The organism is Ensifer sp. NPDC090286, from assembly GCF_044769565.1.
Lineage (GTDB): Bacteria > Pseudomonadota > Alphaproteobacteria > Rhizobiales > Rhizobiaceae > Ensifer.
This window is the reverse complement of sequence record NZ_JBIVYF010000005.1, coordinates 58,858-74,271: the sequence shown is the minus strand read 5'-3', so window position 1 is coordinate 74,271 and position 15,414 is coordinate 58,858. Positions and strand designations below refer to the sequence as shown.

14 protein-coding genes are annotated in these 15,414 nt (G+C 62.8%); 9 read left to right on the top strand and 5 right to left on the bottom strand.

Going from position 1 to position 15,414, the window contains the following annotated elements; translation table 11 throughout:
- Positions 1-61: 61 nt before the first annotated feature.
- Positions 62-805 carry a FadR/GntR family transcriptional regulator gene (locus tag ACIQUG_RS24580; RefSeq protein ID WP_402324728.1) on the bottom strand — a complete coding sequence of 248 codons (744 nt, stop codon included), beginning with the start codon at positions 803-805 and terminating at the stop codon, positions 62-64.
- Between the two features lie 201 nt (positions 806-1,006).
- On the opposite strand from ACIQUG_RS24580, the gene uxuA reads away from it, so the two are divergent.
- Together uxuA and ACIQUG_RS24570 are read left to right on the top strand one after the other, a co-directional pair.
- Positions 1,007-2,197 carry a mannonate dehydratase gene (gene uxuA, locus ACIQUG_RS24575; RefSeq protein ID WP_402325189.1) on the top strand — a complete coding sequence of 397 codons (1,191 nt, stop codon included), beginning with the start codon at positions 1,007-1,009 and terminating at the stop codon, positions 2,195-2,197.
- Between the two features lie 8 nt (positions 2,198-2,205).
- Positions 2,206-2,898, top strand: a complete 693-nt coding sequence (locus ACIQUG_RS24570; RefSeq protein WP_402324727.1) for an RraA family protein — start codon at positions 2,206-2,208, stop codon at positions 2,896-2,898.
- A 62-nt stretch (positions 2,899-2,960) separates the two neighbouring features.
- On the opposite strand, the gene ACIQUG_RS24565 is transcribed toward ACIQUG_RS24570, so the two are convergent.
- Positions 2,961-4,943: a caspase domain-containing protein gene (locus ACIQUG_RS24565; protein ID WP_402324726.1), complete on the bottom strand. Its 1,983-nt coding sequence runs from the start codon at positions 4,941-4,943 to the stop codon at positions 2,961-2,963.
- A gap of 251 nt (positions 4,944-5,194) precedes the next feature.
- On the bottom strand, positions 5,195-5,677 hold the full coding sequence (locus ACIQUG_RS24560) for an Lrp/AsnC family transcriptional regulator (protein ID WP_402324725.1): 483 nt from the start codon (positions 5,675-5,677) through the stop codon (positions 5,195-5,197).
- Positions 5,678-5,777: 100 nt separating this feature from the next.
- On the opposite strand from ACIQUG_RS24560, the gene ACIQUG_RS24555 reads away from it, so the two are divergent.
- The 4 genes from ACIQUG_RS24555 (at position 5,778) to ACIQUG_RS24540 (ending at position 10,384) form a co-directional block, all read left to right on the top strand.
- Positions 5,778-7,274 carry an aminotransferase class V-fold PLP-dependent enzyme gene (locus ACIQUG_RS24555; protein WP_402324723.1) on the top strand — a complete coding sequence of 499 codons (1,497 nt, stop codon included), beginning with the start codon at positions 5,778-5,780 and terminating at the stop codon, positions 7,272-7,274.
- Positions 7,267-8,142: an MBL fold metallo-hydrolase gene (locus ACIQUG_RS24550; RefSeq protein WP_402324722.1), complete on the top strand. Its 876-nt coding sequence runs from the start codon at positions 7,267-7,269 to the stop codon at positions 8,140-8,142. The genes ACIQUG_RS24555 and ACIQUG_RS24550 overlap by 8 nt, the downstream gene beginning before the upstream one ends.
- A gap of 28 nt (positions 8,143-8,170) precedes the next feature.
- Complete coding sequence (locus ACIQUG_RS24545; RefSeq protein ID WP_402325188.1) at positions 8,171-8,932, top strand: sulfite exporter TauE/SafE family protein; 762 nt, start codon at positions 8,171-8,173, stop codon at positions 8,930-8,932.
- Positions 8,933-9,085: 153 nt separating this feature from the next.
- Positions 9,086-10,384, top strand: coding sequence for an amidohydrolase family protein (locus ACIQUG_RS24540; RefSeq protein WP_402324721.1), 1,299 nt, complete (start codon positions 9,086-9,088; stop codon positions 10,382-10,384).
- A 15-nt stretch (positions 10,385-10,399) separates the two neighbouring features.
- Here ACIQUG_RS24540 and ACIQUG_RS24535 read toward each other — a convergent pair whose 3' ends face one another.
- Together ACIQUG_RS24535 and ACIQUG_RS24530 are read right to left on the bottom strand one after the other, a co-directional pair.
- A complete protein-coding gene (locus tag ACIQUG_RS24535) occupies positions 10,400-11,257 on the bottom strand; it encodes a MurR/RpiR family transcriptional regulator (protein WP_043614025.1) in 858 nt (285 codons plus the stop codon).
- Positions 11,258-11,333: 76 nt separating this feature from the next.
- Positions 11,334-12,413, bottom strand: coding sequence for a spermidine/putrescine ABC transporter substrate-binding protein (locus ACIQUG_RS24530; protein WP_402324720.1), 1,080 nt, complete (start codon positions 12,411-12,413; stop codon positions 11,334-11,336).
- Positions 12,414-12,575: 162 nt separating this feature from the next.
- Between ACIQUG_RS24530 and ACIQUG_RS24525 the strand changes: the two genes are divergently transcribed.
- The 3 genes from ACIQUG_RS24525 to ACIQUG_RS24515 are packed head-to-tail and all read left to right on the top strand — an operon-like array spanning position 12,576 to position 15,412.
- Positions 12,576-13,670, top strand: a complete 1,095-nt coding sequence (locus ACIQUG_RS24525) for an ABC transporter ATP-binding protein (protein WP_402324718.1) — start codon at positions 12,576-12,578, stop codon at positions 13,668-13,670.
- A 1-nt stretch (position 13,671) separates the two neighbouring features.
- The gene (locus ACIQUG_RS24520; protein WP_402324717.1) at positions 13,672-14,574 is read left to right on the top strand and encodes an ABC transporter permease; all 903 of its coding nucleotides are present in this window, start codon (positions 13,672-13,674) and stop codon (positions 14,572-14,574) included.
- Positions 14,575-14,581: 7 nt separating this feature from the next.
- Complete coding sequence (locus ACIQUG_RS24515; RefSeq protein ID WP_402324716.1) at positions 14,582-15,412, top strand: ABC transporter permease; 831 nt, start codon at positions 14,582-14,584, stop codon at positions 15,410-15,412.
- Positions 15,413-15,414 lie beyond the last annotated feature (2 nt).

Genomic DNA, 15,414 nt, shown 5'->3' with positions numbered 1-15,414 from the left:
ATCCGGCAAATGGCGGCCCGCACCGCATGAAGCGCGGCCGGGGCCAAATCTACAAAATTGCCTATCGTGGCTGCGTGCTGCCCGGCACGGCATCGACGAAGCGGATGCCGAACTCCAGATGACGGCTCATCAGATAGACATAGGCGATGCGGTCGCGGGCCTTCAGCGCCCGAATGATCTCCGCATGCGCCTCGAAGGTCGCCGCATGCACCGGACGCTCGGCCTTGCCGAGACGCATGACCTCCTCGATCACCGAGCGCAGCATGTGGTAGGCGGCAAGCGTCGTGCGGTTACCCGAGAGCTCGACGATCGCCGAGTGGAACTCGTAGTCGCACTGTGCGGCCGCTTCGACGCTCTCGGCCTCCAGAATGCGGGCATTGATCGCATCAAGCCGGTCGAAATCGGCGTCGCTCGCCGTCAGGATGATGTGTTCGCCGACACCGGTCTCGATGATGCGGCGGAAGCCCTGCAGATCATGAAACGAGTCCGGCGAGATACCGTTGTGAAAGGCAAAGAGGCGGCGGATCGCCTCGCCATGACCACCACTGATGACGGCACCGACCTTCGGGCGGGTCTCGACCATGCCATAGGCGCGCAGAACCTGCAGCGCCTCGCGCACGGTGTTGCGGCCCGCCTGGAACTGCTCGCCAAGATCGCGCTCGGTCGGCAACGCGTCGCCGACACCAAGGCCACGCTCGGAGATCATGTCGCGGATCTGCTCGACAAGGCGATCGACGGCCGAGGTCTTCCCCGGTTCGACGGCCTCCACGCCCGACAGTGCATCTTCCCGTACCGAACTGCTCACCGGCTCTCCTCCCTGCGATGTTTTATTTGTTGGTCCAGATCGCAGTTTCCGTCAAGAGAAAATTTGACACCTTCATCTGAATCAATGATTTTCGCGTAAATTCGCCGATTCCAGGCTTGAATTGTTGGGCCAATGGGACATTATTGCCGAGCGTGGTCCAACAATAACCACGGAAGCGGGTAGGAGTTCTGCATGAGAATGATGGAAGAGTGCTTTCGCTGGTATGGGCCAAACGATCCGGTGCCGCTCAGCCACATCCGGCAGGCGGGCGCCACGGGGATCGTCTCGGCGCTGCACCACATCTACGACGGCTCGCCCTGGTCCGATGAGGCGATCCTGAAGCAGAAGGCGCTGATCGAAGCGGCCGGCATGCGCTGGAGCGTCGTCGAGAGCATTCCGGTGCACAACTCGATCAAGCTCGCGACATCGGACAGTGCCCGCTACATCGGCTGGTACAAGGACACGCTTCGCGCCCTGGCGCGAGCGGGCATCGACATCGTCTGCTACAATTTCATGCCGGTGGTCGACTGGACGCGCACGGAGCTGGTGCAGCCCTTGCCGAACGGCGGCTACGCACTGCGCTTCGACGCCGTCGATTTCGCCGCCTACGATCTCTTCGTGCTGAAGCGTCCGCACGTCGAGGACAGCTATTCCGAGCGGCAGATCTTCGTCACCCGCCAGCGCTTCGATGAGATGGACCAGGCGAAGATCGACCGGATCGAACGCAATCTGATCGCCGGCCTTCCGGCAACCGAGCGCCAGTTCAACCGGGCAAGCTTCCTCGCAGCCCTCTCGGAATATGACGGCGTCACCGCCGACATGCTGCACGACAACCTGGCGCGCTTCCTCAAGGAGATCGTGCCGGTCGCCGAAGAAGTCGGTATCCGGCTCTGCATTCATCCCGACGATCCCGCCTTTTCCCTCTACGGCCTGCCGCGCATCGTTTCCACACCGGCCGACGTCAGGCGCATTCTCTCAGCCGTCGACAGTCCGGCCAACGGCATCACCTTCTGCACCGGCTCTTACGGCACGCGCGCCGATAACGACCTGCCGGCCATGGTGCGCGAATTCGGTCCGCGCATCCATTTCGCCCATCTGCGCAACGTCCAGCGCGAGGAGGACGGCTCGTTCTACGAGGCCGACCATCTTGGCGGATCGAGCGACATGCCCGCGGTGATCCTCGCGCTGATGGAGGAGCAGGAGCGCCGCGTCCGCGAGGGGCGCACCGACTGGCAGATCCCGCTCCGGCCCGACCACGGGCATCTGCTCGCCGACGACATCGGCAAGGAGCGCATCAACCCCGGCTATTCGCTGATCGGGCGCTTGAAGGGTCTCGCAGAAATCAGAGGCGTCATGCAGGGCATCGCGACCGCCATGGCGCATAAGGCGTGAGGGAAGACATGAAACATTTTGGAGACGATACAGAACTCTTTGCCGCCATGCGCAGCCGGCTGTTCACGGCAGTGGTTGGCGACATTCTCGACACGATGGGCTTGCAGCATCAGTTCCTGCCGCCACAGATCAAGGCGCTGCGCGACGACATGGTTGCTGTCGGCCGCGCGATGCCGGTGCTTGAAGCGGATTTCTTCGCGACGGCGGAGGCCGGCGGCCATTCGGAATTCAGCGCCAAGCCCTTTGGCCTGATGTTCCATGCGCTCGACAGCCTGAAGGAAAACGAGATCTATGTCTGCTCCGGCTCGTCGCCGCGATACGCCGTCTGGGGCGAACTGATGTCGACGCGGGCCATGAAACTGAAAGCGGCCGGCGCAATCTGCGACGGCTATTGCCGCGACAGCGCCGGCATTCTCGCGCTCGATTTCCCCACCTTCTGCTACGGCTCCTATGCCCAGGACCAGGGGCCGCGCGGCAAGGTCGTCGACTACCATATCCCGATCGAGATCGGCGGCATCCGCATTCGGCCGGGCGACATCCTTTTCGGCGACCGCGACGGCGTGCTCGTCATCCCGAAAGAGGCGGAACGCGAGGCGATCGCCTTGGCGCTGGAGAAGGCCGAGACGGAAAACAAGGTGCGGCTCGCGATCGAGGCCGGTATGAGCACCGTCGAGGCTTTCGAACGCTTCGGCGTCATGTAACGGCAGGCAGGGGCGCCGCGACCTGGCGCCTCACCGTCCCCAGCGCATCTGTTCCGTTCCGCCTACCCGCCAAACGCCATGACGCAGCGTTTCAGGGCATCGAGCATCGCGCGCGAACCACCGAGGTCCGTCTTTTCATCGGCAAGCTCGATTTGGCGGCCCGCCCTCAGCTGGTCGAGAACCCGCGTTTCACTGCCGATGGCGTAGGCGATTTCCTGCTTCGAATAAGCTTTGGTCGAAACGTTGCCGACCGTCTGTCCATCAACCCTGTATTCGGCAGAGCCGCTATAGGCCGGATCATGGCTTGATGCGGGATCAAAATAGCCAAAGGACAAGCTGCCGCCCGGATACATGCGGAACATGGCCATCCTCTCGCCGCGCTGTGGACGCATGGCGCGGCAATTGACCAGAGCGCCGGTTTCACCGACGATCGCAACGACGTTCCAGCCGGAAATGTCGCGCGCCTTGCGGAACGCTCCTGCCACAACGTCGTCGATCTCCCCGGTCGGCGCATTCGGCATCGGCCAGACGGAGGCGGCGACCTGTTGTTCCGGCTTCGGCACCTCCGCTCGGTTGAGGGTATTCTGGTACTTCCAGGTCAGCCCCAGTTCTGCCGCGCTCACCACCTCTAAACGGTATATTTTTAGTTCCTCGGCTGGGATCACCCGTGCCCGCACCAGCGCCCTGACGCCGAAACACGTGCCTTCGCAGGCCTCGATCGTCAGGTAGTCCAGCGCCTGGTTCGTCGGCTCCAGCAGTTCGACCAGAATCTCTCCCTCGCTGTGCATTTTCCGATAGGTGAAGATCAGTTGGTCGAAATTTTCGAGGAAATCGACATAGGGGGCTGGGTCGAACGGTATGTTGGACGCGGTTCGGTAGAAGCGCCTGCCGAAATAGTCGATCGATATCCTGTTCTTGCTGAATCCGTTTCCGTCGATATCGCGCAGGGAATCGAAAAAGACGGTGCCTTTGCAGGGTGCGTCCGCGTAATCGAGATAAAGATCGAGGAGGATGAGTTCGCCATCCGCGATCTCTGCCGCCGCCTGGCCATCGACATCTTTAAAGCTCCCCGTCCCACATGGGTCGTCATCCGGCGTGCCGAAGATGAAATGGCGGAAGGTCTCGTTCTGACGGCGGAAACTGAAGTCCTTATCCATGAAGGTAATCTTCTGCCGTGCCAGACTGGCAAACAGTCCGTCCGGATATCGCGAAAGATATTTCTGATAGGCCTCCTGGCTATCGGCAAGTGCTGCGAACTCGAAGAATGCGACCTCGTCGCCACCTGCTTCCGTGGACTTTCCCTCGACGAACATGAAGTCGCCGTAGATTGCGCTGTTTTCCCAAGGCTCCTGCTTTCCCCCGGTGCGTTCCTGTACGGTGGCGCGCACGCGCTTGAACACGCCTTCGATCGAAAGGCCGGGGATTGTTACGGATTCGGCAAGTGCCGTTGCATAGGGACTGGCTCCGGTATCGCCGTCGGTTGCCACATTTCCCGGTGAGGTCGAATAGGCAACGATCCGGCCGAGCCGCTCCGGCGATGAGGCGAGGCCACGCTGCAGGCCGCGCGTCTGCTCGAACGGATTGTTGCGACAGGAGTCGAGCACGACGATCTGCAGGCTGCTCTTCACTGCGTCGAGCCGGCGAGTGAGGTCGCCAAGCGAAAGCGCGACGGCCCGCAACTCCTCTTCCGATCCGAGCTTGGCATCGACGGGTAACAGGTAGTTCTCGCCGGCGAGCTGGACGCCATGGCCGGCGAAATAGACCATCACGATCGGGCTTTCGGCGACCGCAAGCTGCGCCACGAACGCATCGATCGCCGCCAGCGTCTCGGCAGCCTTGGCATTGGCGACCTTGGTAATGGTAAAACCGCTCTTTTGCAGCGCGGCGCCGATGATCTCGATGTCGTTCTCGGGATTGCGCAGCGGTGTCGCCACCTCATAGCGGCTGTTGCCGATCAGCAGCGCGTGGCGCACCGACGCTAAAGCCTCGAAAGGCAAGGCCAGCAGCAGGCAAAACAGGACCTGGCGCAACACTCTCTCGCTCATCTGTCCCTCCTGGCTTTGTCCGCGTCGCTGCGTTCCGCATCAGATCCGGGAGCGAGAAAGATCGTTCGATTTGCGGTGGCGCGTGTTTGGACGGCGCTGCATGAGGCTGTGGCCGGCGCTCAACGGAGCAATCTCGGTCGACGTCCGCTGGCAATCGGCGCGGTGTCCCGTCGCCGACTATCTCAGTGAGGCGAGCGCCGCGTCAATTCACCAAACTAGGCTACCCCGTGGGCTTCGACTGGCGGTGAAACTCACTTCAACCGGCTAAGATCGACAGGGCGACTGTTGATGATCGCCTCCATCGAGAAGAACCCGGTGACTGTAGCGAGGTCGAAATTGGTGATGAGCTTCTGGTAGAAGGTGTCATAGCCGCGCATGCCCCGGGTCACCACCTTGATCAGATAATCCCAATCGCCGCCGATCCGATAGAAGTCGATCACCTCCGGCAGCCGCTCGACATGCTGGCGGAAACCGTCGCTCCATTCCTTGGAGTGATGGCGGGTGCGGATCATCACGAACACGGTCAGATCCAGCCCCAAAGCGTCGAGATCGATGTCCGCGTGCGAGCCCCGGATCACGCCGATCGCCTGCAGGCGCTGCAGGCGGCGCCAGCAGGCGTTTTGCGACAGGCCGACCTTCTCGGCCAGATCCCGCTGCGACAGCGACGAATCTTTTTGCAATGCGGTAAGAATGTTCAGATCGAAAGCATCGATTTTGAACGAAGATTCGATCATTTGACACAATTCCTCGATGAAACCGCAGAAGATAGGTGAAGTTTCCGACCCTGGACGGGATTACAATTGCTGTCAATATCCGCTCCGAGGAGTAAGCGCGATGATCGTGCCCGCCGTCCATCAACCCTGCGAGGCGCTTTCGCCGCTCGCCCGGTTCCGCCAATCCCTCAACCGGCCGGGTCTTATCGCCGATCTTCGCGACGATCTGGTCGGAGCGAAGGCGCGGATCGCCGGCCCCTACGGCACGAAGGCACTGGTTTATGCCGACTATGTCGCCTCCGGGCGCGCGTTGCGCGTGATCGAGGATTTCGTGCTCGAGGAGGTCCTGCCCTACTACGCCAACAGCCACACGGAAGCCTCCTATTGCGGGGGCTTCATGACCCGGATGCGCCGGGAAGCACGGGCGCTGATCGGTGAGTTCTGTGGCGCCACGGCCGACCACGCCGTGATCTTCACCGGCTCCGGTGCGACCTCCGGCATCAACCGTCTGGTTAAGCTCGTCGGCGTTACCGACGCGGTTGCCGCCGGCAAAACCGTCCGCGTCATCATCGGCCCCTACGAGCACCACTCCAACATCCTGCCCTGGCGCGAAAGCGGCGCTGAGATCGTCGAGATCGCCGAGTGCCCGGCGGGCGGACCCGACCTCACGGAGCTTCGCGAAGCGCTGAATGCCGGTTCGCCCGAGCTGACGGTCTGTACGCTTTCGGCCGGCTCGAACATCACCGGCATCACCAGCGACGTGGCCGCGATAACCCGCATGGTCAAGGCCGCGGGTGCGAAGATGATCTGGGACTATGCCGGCGCCGGCCCCTATATTCCGATTGCCATGTCCCTTGCATCCGGTGCCGAAATCGACGCCATCGTCGTCTCACCGCACAAGTTCATCGGTGGGCCGGGGGCTTCCGGCATCCTCATCGTTCGCCGCGACAGCGTCACCACCGACAAGCCGACCTGGCCGGGCGGCGGCACGGTGAAGTTCGTTTCGCCTGATACGCACGACTACAGCGCGAACATCGAAGCCCGCGAAGAGGCCGGAACGCCGAATGTCGTCGGCGACATCCGGGCTGCGCTCGCCTTCATCATCAAGCACGCCATCGGCCTCGAGAACATGGAGCGGCGCAACCGCGAGCTGGCGGAGCAGGCGTTTGCCGCTTGGAGGGCCATTCCGCAACTGGAGCTGCTCGGTCTGCAGGAACCGGACCGTCTGCCGATCTTTTCGTTCCGCATCAAGAACGGCAAGGGCGGCTACGTCCACCAGCAGCTCGTCACCCGCATGCTGAGCGACCGCTTCGGCATCCAGGCACGCGGCGGCTGCGCCTGCGCCGGACCCTACGTGCACCGGCTGCTGTCGATCGATGCCGAGCACTCCGAACAGATCCGCCAGGCGATCCTTGCCGGCGAGGAGATCGAGAAGCCGGGCTTCACCCGACTAAACTTCAGCGTGCTGCTTTCGGAAGACAAGGTGAGGTACATTCTCGATTGCGTCATGCAGCTGGCCGCCGACGCGCCGAGCTTCGAAGCCGATTACGATTTTGATCCCGCCCGCGCGATCTTCTTCCCCTGCGCCGCGGCTGAAGAGGCCCTCGCCTATGCATAAGCCCGATGTGACCGGCTTTTACGATCCCCGCACGGGCAGCATCCAATATGTCGTCGCCGACCCGGCAACGGGCAAATGCGCGATCATCGATCCAGTGCTGGACTTCGATGAGAAGTCCGGCTCGACCGCCACGCGCAACGCCGACGCGATCCTCGACCATATCGCCGCCAGGAACCTCTCCGTCGAATGGATCCTCGACACCCACCCGCATGCCGACCATTTCTCGGCCGCGCGCTACCTCAAGGCGAAGACCGGCGCGCCAACGGCGATCGGCGAACATGTGAAGGGCGTGCAGCAGATCTGGAAGGCGATCTACAACTGGCCGGACTTCGCTTGCGACGGTTCGCAATGGGACCGGCTGTTTGCCGACGGCGAGACGTTCCAGATCGGGGAGCTCAAGGCCCACGTGATGCATTCGCCGGGACATACGCTCGCCTCGATCTCTTACGTGATTGGCGATGCCGCCTTCATCCACGACACGTTGTTCATGCCCGACAGCGGCTCGGCCCGCGCCGATTTTCCGGGCGGAAGCGCTGCCGATCTCTGGCGCTCGATCCAGGCCATTCTGGCGCTGCCCGATGAAACCCGGCTCTTCACCGGTCACGACTATTGCCCCGGCGGCCGTGAGGCGCGCTGGGAAAGCACGGTCGCCGAGCAGAAAGCCACGAACCCGCATGTGGCCGGCAAGACCGAGGGCGATTTCGTCGGCCTGCGCGAGGCACGCGACCGCACCCTGCCGATGCCGAAGCTCATCCTGCACGCGCTGCAGGTGAACGTTCGGGGCGGCGAGCTACCGGCGCCGGAAGACAACGGCCGGCGCTATCTGAAGATCCCGCTCGACGCGCTCCCCGGCTCGGTCTGGGGGTAGCGGCATCGTGGTGGATCCCTTCCAGCAGATGTTGCTTGCGATCGGCTCCGGTTCTCTCACCGGTTTCACGCTCGGCCTGATCGGCGGCGGCGGCTCGATCCTGGCGACACCGCTCCTGATCTATATCGTCGGCATCCGCGACGTGCACACGGCGCTCGGAACCGGCGCGCTTGCGGTATCCGCCAACGCCTATCTCAACCTCATCAGCCATGCGCTTCGCGGCCATCTTTGGTGGCGCTGCGCGCTGATCTTCACGGTCGCCGGTTCGCTCGGGGCGTTTTTCGGCTCCAGCCTCGGCAAGCTGATCGACGGCCAGCGATTGCTGTTCCTCTTCGGCCTGGTGATGATGTTCGTCAGCTTCGCCATGCGGAAGGTCAAATGCGACACGGCGGCAACACCGCAGTCGCTTTCGCTCGGGACGCACGGCAAGACCGGCCTGACCGCACTTCTGACCGGAACCTGTTCCGGCTTTTTCGGCATCGGCGGCGGCTTCCTCATCGTTCCCGGGCTGCTGCTTGCGACCGGTATGCCGCTGATCAATGCGGTTGGTACCTCGCTGCTCGCCGTCGGCACCTTCGGCCTGACGACCGCGATCAACTATGCCGCATCGGGGCTCGTCGACTGGCAGATTACCGGCTACTTCATCGCCGGCGGCATCCTCGGCGGCGTGATTGGCACCGTCGTCTCCACAAGGCTAGCGACCCAGCGCGATACGCTGACCAAGATTTTCCGCGCGATCATCTTTTCCGTCAGCCTCTATGTCCTTTGGCGCAGCTACGGCGCAGTGTGACCTCCGCCGCCGGCCCTTAGCCGGCGGCGCTTGACCGCAAAGCCGGTTCCGATGCTATCACTGAACATCGCCGGGATCGGCGCTGCGCGTTCTGCCCCTCACTTCGGCCAGGACGCCGCTACGATCCAACGGGCAAGCAGCGAGGGGCCGACCATGTTCGATCTGATTATCCGCAACGCCAACCTTCCGGACGGACGGCAAGGTTTCGATGTCGGCCTCAAGGGCGGCAAGATCGTCGCGATCGAAAAGGCTCTTGCCGCGACAGGAGGCGAAGAGATCGACGCCACCGGCCGCCTTCTCAGCCCGCCTTTCTGCGACCCACATTTCCACATGGACGCGACGCTGTCGCTCGGGCTGCCGCGCATGAACGTCTCCGGCACGCTACTGGAGGGCATCGCGCTCTGGGGCGAGCTGCGCCCGATGTTGACCAAGGAGGCGCTGGTCGAGCGGGCGCTCCGCTACTGCGACCTCGCCGTCAGCCAGGGCCTGCTTGCCATACGCAGCCACGTCGACACGTCCGACCCGCGGCTGGTGACGGCCGAGGCGCTGCTGGAGGTGAAGGAGAAGGTCGCGCCCTATATCGACCTGCAGCTCGTCGCCTTCCCGCAGGACGGCTATTTTCGCGCGCCTGAAGGAGTGGCGTCACTGAACCGCGCGCTCGACATGGGTGTCGGCATCGTCGGCGGCATCCCGCATTTCGAGCGCACGATGGAAGACGGCGCTCGTTCGGTGGAAGCGCTTTGCCGGATCGCCGCGGACCGCGGTCTGCCGGTTGACATGCATTGCGACGAGACCGACGATCCGATGTCCCGCCACATCGAGACGCTGGCGGCTGAGACGATCCGCTTCGGGCTTCAGGGCCGCGTCGCCGGCTCGCACCTGACCTCGATGCATTCCATGGACAACTACTACGTCTCCAAGCTGATCCCGTTGATGGCCGAAGCCCAGATCAACGTGATCCCCAACCCGCTGATCAACATCATGCTGCAGGGGCGCCACGACACCTATCCAAAACGCCGCGGCATGACGCGGGTTCGCGAGTTGATGGCGGCCGGCCTCAACGTCTCCTTCGGGCACGACTGCGTGATGGATCCCTGGTACTCGATGGGGTCGGGCGACATGCTGGAAGTCGCCCACATGGCGATCCACGTCACGCAGATGGGCGGCATCGAGGACAAACGGAAGATCTTCGATGCGATCACCGTGAGCTCGGCAAGGACCATGGGTCTCGAAGGCTATGGGCTGGATGTCGGCTGTAAGGCCGACCTGGTCCTGTTGCAGGCGGCCGATGTCAGCGAGGCCCTGCGGCTGAAGCCGAACCGGCTCTGCGTCATCAAGGCCGGCAAGGTCATCGCCAGAACGGCGCCGCGCATCGGCGAACTCTTCCTCGACGGTCGGCCGGCGTCGATCGACATCGGGCTCGATTACATCCCGCAGACGCCAGCGTCCTGAGCGGAGGCTGTAGCGTCAATCCTCGAAGTCGCCGAAGACATTCTGTAGCCGGGTCAGCTGGGCGACGCGCTCGCCGACCTCGTCGCCGAGGACGACGATGATGTTGCTCAAGAGCAGGTCCATGACTGCAACCGTCGTTGCCGCCCCATCCCAGAGCGGGCCGTGCGAACCGGGCACGACGAGACAGATGTCGGAGACCTCGGGCGCCCAGGGGCAGAACTCGTCGGTGAAGAGGATGACCTTGACGCCGGCGCGCCGGGCTTCCTCGGCAAGCGGCCGTGCCTTCGCGGCAAACCGGCGCACGTCGTGCAGGAACAGCACACGCCCCTCGACGGAACCGTCGAGCAGTTCGGCATAGGTGCCGTTGAGTCCATCGACGAACTGTACCCGCGGCCGGGTATAGGAAAGCTGGCTGGCGAAATATTGCGCGATCCCGCGCACGTTCTGATAGGCCGCGACATAGACCTCGCTGGCAGCGATCAGCGCATCGATCGCCTGCTGCCATTCCGGCGCGGTCGTCAACTCATAGATCATGCCGAGATTGTCGATCTGCTGCTGGATCAGGCCGGCAAGCAGCTTGCCTTCGCGGTTGTCGTCGCGCAGCCGGCCGACCGATCCCTTCACCTGCCAGGCCGGATTGTTGGAGCCGTCGCGCCGAAGCTCCAGCTTCAGCTCGTCGAGACCGTCGAAGCCCATGCGCCGAAGATAGCGCCCGACCGTCATCGGTGAGACCTCAAGACGGGTCGCGATCGAGCGCGCCGTCTCGAAGGGAATGTCGGCGAGATTTCGCTCGATGTAATTGGCGATGAGCTTGTCCGATTTCGAGCGTCTGAGCTCGTCGCTGCGCACCAGCTTCAGGATTCGCTGTGCCACGTCCCCTCCCCTTGCATGATCGAAGCGGGACACCGGCAAGATTGCGCCGCCTATCCCGCTCCGTCGCATCGCCTGTTTATTGCGCCGTCTTCACCTTCGTCCAGACCCGATCGAGCTGGCGCACGCCGGGGCCGAGATCTTCGAAGATCTGCAGCTTCTGCATGGTTTCCGGCGGCGGGTTGATTTCCTTGCTATTCTTGATCTGCTCGGGGGTCAATTGCCGCGCCGGGACGTTGGCCGTGCCGTTCGTCTGCTGTTCGATGTTGAGTGCGGCCACTTCGGGACGCGTGTAGAACTGCATGAACTTGATGGCGTTCTCCTTGTTCGGCGCGGTCTTTAGGACGCAGATATCCTCCTGATACATCGTCGCGCCTTCCTCCGGGATCACGTAGCCGAGATCCTTCGGATTGCCGAAGACGTCGACCATCGAGCCGACGAAGAAGTGGCCGGCCGCCACGTCGCCGGCCGCCACCATCGGACGGGTGTCATAGGTGAAGGCGGCGACATCGGGTTTCATGGCGATGATCGTGTCGGCTGCCTGCTGCAGTTCCGCCGGATCGGTGGAGTTGACCTTGTGGCCGTTGAGGATGAGGCCGACCGACAGCACCTCGCGCATATCGTCGAGCAGCGTGAACTTCAGGCCCTTCGCCTTCACCGTCTCGATCAGGTCGCGCCAGCCGGTCACGTCCTTGCCGAGCAATGTTCGGTTGTAGAGAATGCCGACCGTCCCGAACGCATAGGGCAGGCAATATTCGCCCTTCGGGTCGCTCTTGGCGCGAAGGAACGTCGGGTCGATGTTCTTGAAGCCCTCGTAAGTGTTGATGTCGGTCTTTTCCAGCAGGTCGAGCTTGGCCATGATGTCCTGCATGTGCACCGACGGAAAGACGATGTCATAGCCCGTGGCGCCGCCCTGGATCTTCGCCAGCATCTCCTCGTTGGAGGAATAGGTCGAGAGATTGACCTTGATCTGGGTCTCCTCCTCGAACTTCTTCAGCACGGCCGGATTGATGTATTCGCCCCAGTTGTAGATGTTGAGCTCGGCTGCTTGCGTCGTCCCGAACAGGGCGGTCAGCGCCGCCAGGGAAAGTGCCACAGTGCGTGCACGGGTCGCGAAAGCTCTCCTGCCTCCGCGGGTCGTCCCGTTTGTCATCGTCATTGAAATTCTCCTCTGATGGTTCTGGCCGGACGGCCTGGCACGGCCTTTGCCGGCCGCTTCCGGATCACGGCTTCTCGTGGCCGTTGACTCCGATAGGCAAATGGTATCCATATATCGAAAACGCACAAGCGTTATTTGCATAACATTTTGGGGAACAGAAGTATGCAGAATTCCATCGTCCGGCTGGTGGAGGCGAGCAAGGCCTTTGCCACTCCGGAAGGCGGCACCGTGACCGCTCTCGACCGTATAGATCTCGATGTCCGCCGCAACGAGTTCCTGACCTTGCTCGGCCCATCCGGTTGCGGCAAGACCACGCTGCTGCAGGCGATCAGCGGCTTCGTCGAACTCGACGGCGGTTCCATCCTGATCGACGGCGAAGACATGACGGAGCGGCCGCCCTACCGTCGCCCGGTCAACACCGTCTTCCAGAACTACGCGCTGTTTCCGCATATGACGGTCGGCGAGAACGTCGCCTATTCGCTGGAGGTCGCGGGCGTTGCCAAGCCGCAGCGCCGGGAAAAGGTCGCCTCCGCCCTGAAGATGGTCGGGCTCGAAGGCATGGAAGCACGCAAGCCGCGCCAGCTCTCCGGCGGGCAGCAACAGCGCGTGGCGCTCGCCCGCGCGATCATCGCCCGGCCAAAGCTGCTTCTGCTCGACGAACCGCTGTCGGCGCTCGACAAGAACCTGCGCCAGGCCATGCAGATCGAGCTCAAGACATTGCAGAACGAGCTCGGCATCTCCTTCATCTTCGTCACCCACGACCAGCAGGAAGCGTTGACGATGTCGGACCGCGTCGCGGTGCTGTCAGGCGGGCGCATCCAGCAACTCGACACGCCGCGCGCCATCTACGACCATCCGGTCAACACCTTCGTTGCCACCTTCATCGGTGCCAGCAATCTGTTCGAAGGCAGGCTCGACGGCGACCGGCTGATGACGGCGGACGGCATGGCGATCCGCCACCGGCCCTGCGAGCGGAAAATCTCGACAGAGGCGACGGCGCTGATCCGGCCGGAACAGTTCTTCCTTGCCGAGGACAACGCCCCCTTCCCGACGATCGACGTCGATCTCGACCAGATCGTCTTCGTCGGCTCCACCTTCGAGCTGTTCGGCCGCACCGCCGAGGGCCGCAAGGTCGTTGCCGAGATCCCGGCCAGCCGCCGCAATCTCGTCGGCACGGTCGAGCAGACCCGCAAGGCGCGGCTTGCCTACGACCCCGCCGCCGTGCACCTGATCGGCGCAAACACGGGGGCTGCGTAAGATGACGATCGCCAGCCGCCGCCGCTTCCAGCTTGCACTCCTGCTCGGGCCTGTCTCGGCCTTTCTCACCGTTTTCTTCCTCGGGCCGCTTGCGATCATGATCGTGACCAGTTTCCTCGCGCCCGGCCTTTATGGCGGGGTGGAATGGACCTTCTACCCGCATAACTTCGGCCGCATTCTCGGCTTCGCCGATCCGATGTTCGAGGAGTTCGATCCGATCTACATCGCGATCTTCCTGCGCTCGATCGAGATCGCCGCCCTCACGGTGCTCGCAACGCTCCTCGTCTGCTATCCCGCCGCCTTCTGCATCGCTCGGCTCTCCGAGCGCTGGAAGAACTTCTGCCTGTTCCTGATCACGCTGCCCTTCTTCACCAGCCTGATCGTGCGCCTCTTCGTCTGGGTGCTGATCCTGCGTCAGACCGGCCTCGTCAACGAAGTGCTTCTATCCACGGGCGTGATCGAACGGCCGCTCGACCTGATCTACACCCAGGGCGCGATCATCCTCGGCATGACCTATGTGTTCATCCCGTTCATGTTCATGCCCGTCTATGCCAGCGTCGAGAAACTCGACTGGACGCTGGTGCGCGCCTCCCTCGATCTCGGCGCCGGTCCGGTGCGCACCTTCTGGCGCGTCATCCTGCCCTTGACCGCACCCGGCATTGCCGGCGGCGCCGTCATCGTCTTCATCCCGGCGCTCGGTAACTTCGTCGTGCCGGCCGTTCTCGGGGGCGCCAAGGTGATGATGTTCGGCAACCTGATCGAGCAGCAGTTTCTCGCCGCCCGCAACTGGCCCTTCGGTGCGGCGCTGGCGATGATGGTGATGAGCGTCATGCTGATCATGATGATCGCCCATGTGATCATCTCCGGACGGCGCAATGCCGCCGCCGCGGCACTGGCACGGTGAGCGCCCCATGAAGATCGCTCGAACCTTTTTCACCGGCGGCCTGCTTGCCTACACCGGCCTGTTCTTCGCCTTCATCTACATCCCGCTCGTGGTCATCGCCGTCTATTCGTTCAATGCCAATCCGGTGAACATGATGACCTGGACCGGGTTCACCACCGAATGGTACGCCCAGGTTCTCGGCTTCAAGACCAAGGTCTCCGAAAGCGCGCTCTACATCGAATCGACCGGGCAGTTGCTCCAGGCGGTGTGGAACAGCCTCGTCATCGCCGCCTCGACCACAGCCATTGCGACCGTCTTCGGCACGGCGATCGCGATTGCCCTCTATCGCTTCGAATTCGTCGGCCAGCGCTTCTATCGGGTGGTGATGTTCATGCCGATGCTGATGCCGGATATCGTGCTCGGCATCGCGCTCCTGATCTTCTTCGTCAATTCCGGCATCAATCTCGGCCTGACAACGATCATCATCGGACAGTGCACCTTCCTGATCTCCTACGTCTTCATCGTCGTCTCGGCCCGCCTTGCCGGCATGGACCGGACGCTGGAACACGCGTCGGCCGACCTCGGCGCCAACGAATGGATGACCTTTCGCCGGGTGGTGCTGCCGCAGCTTTTCCCGGCGATCGTCGGCGGAGCGCTGCTCGCCTTCATCATCTCGATGGACGATCTCGTCATCACCTATTTCATCGCCGGCGTCGACGTCACGACGCTGCCGATGTTCATCTTCTCCATGCTTCGGCGCGGCATCAAACCGGAGATCAACGCCATCGCCGTGATGATGCTGACCTTCTCCTTCGTCGTCGCCTCGCTCGGCCTTTACCTTCGCTCCCGGCAGAAATGATC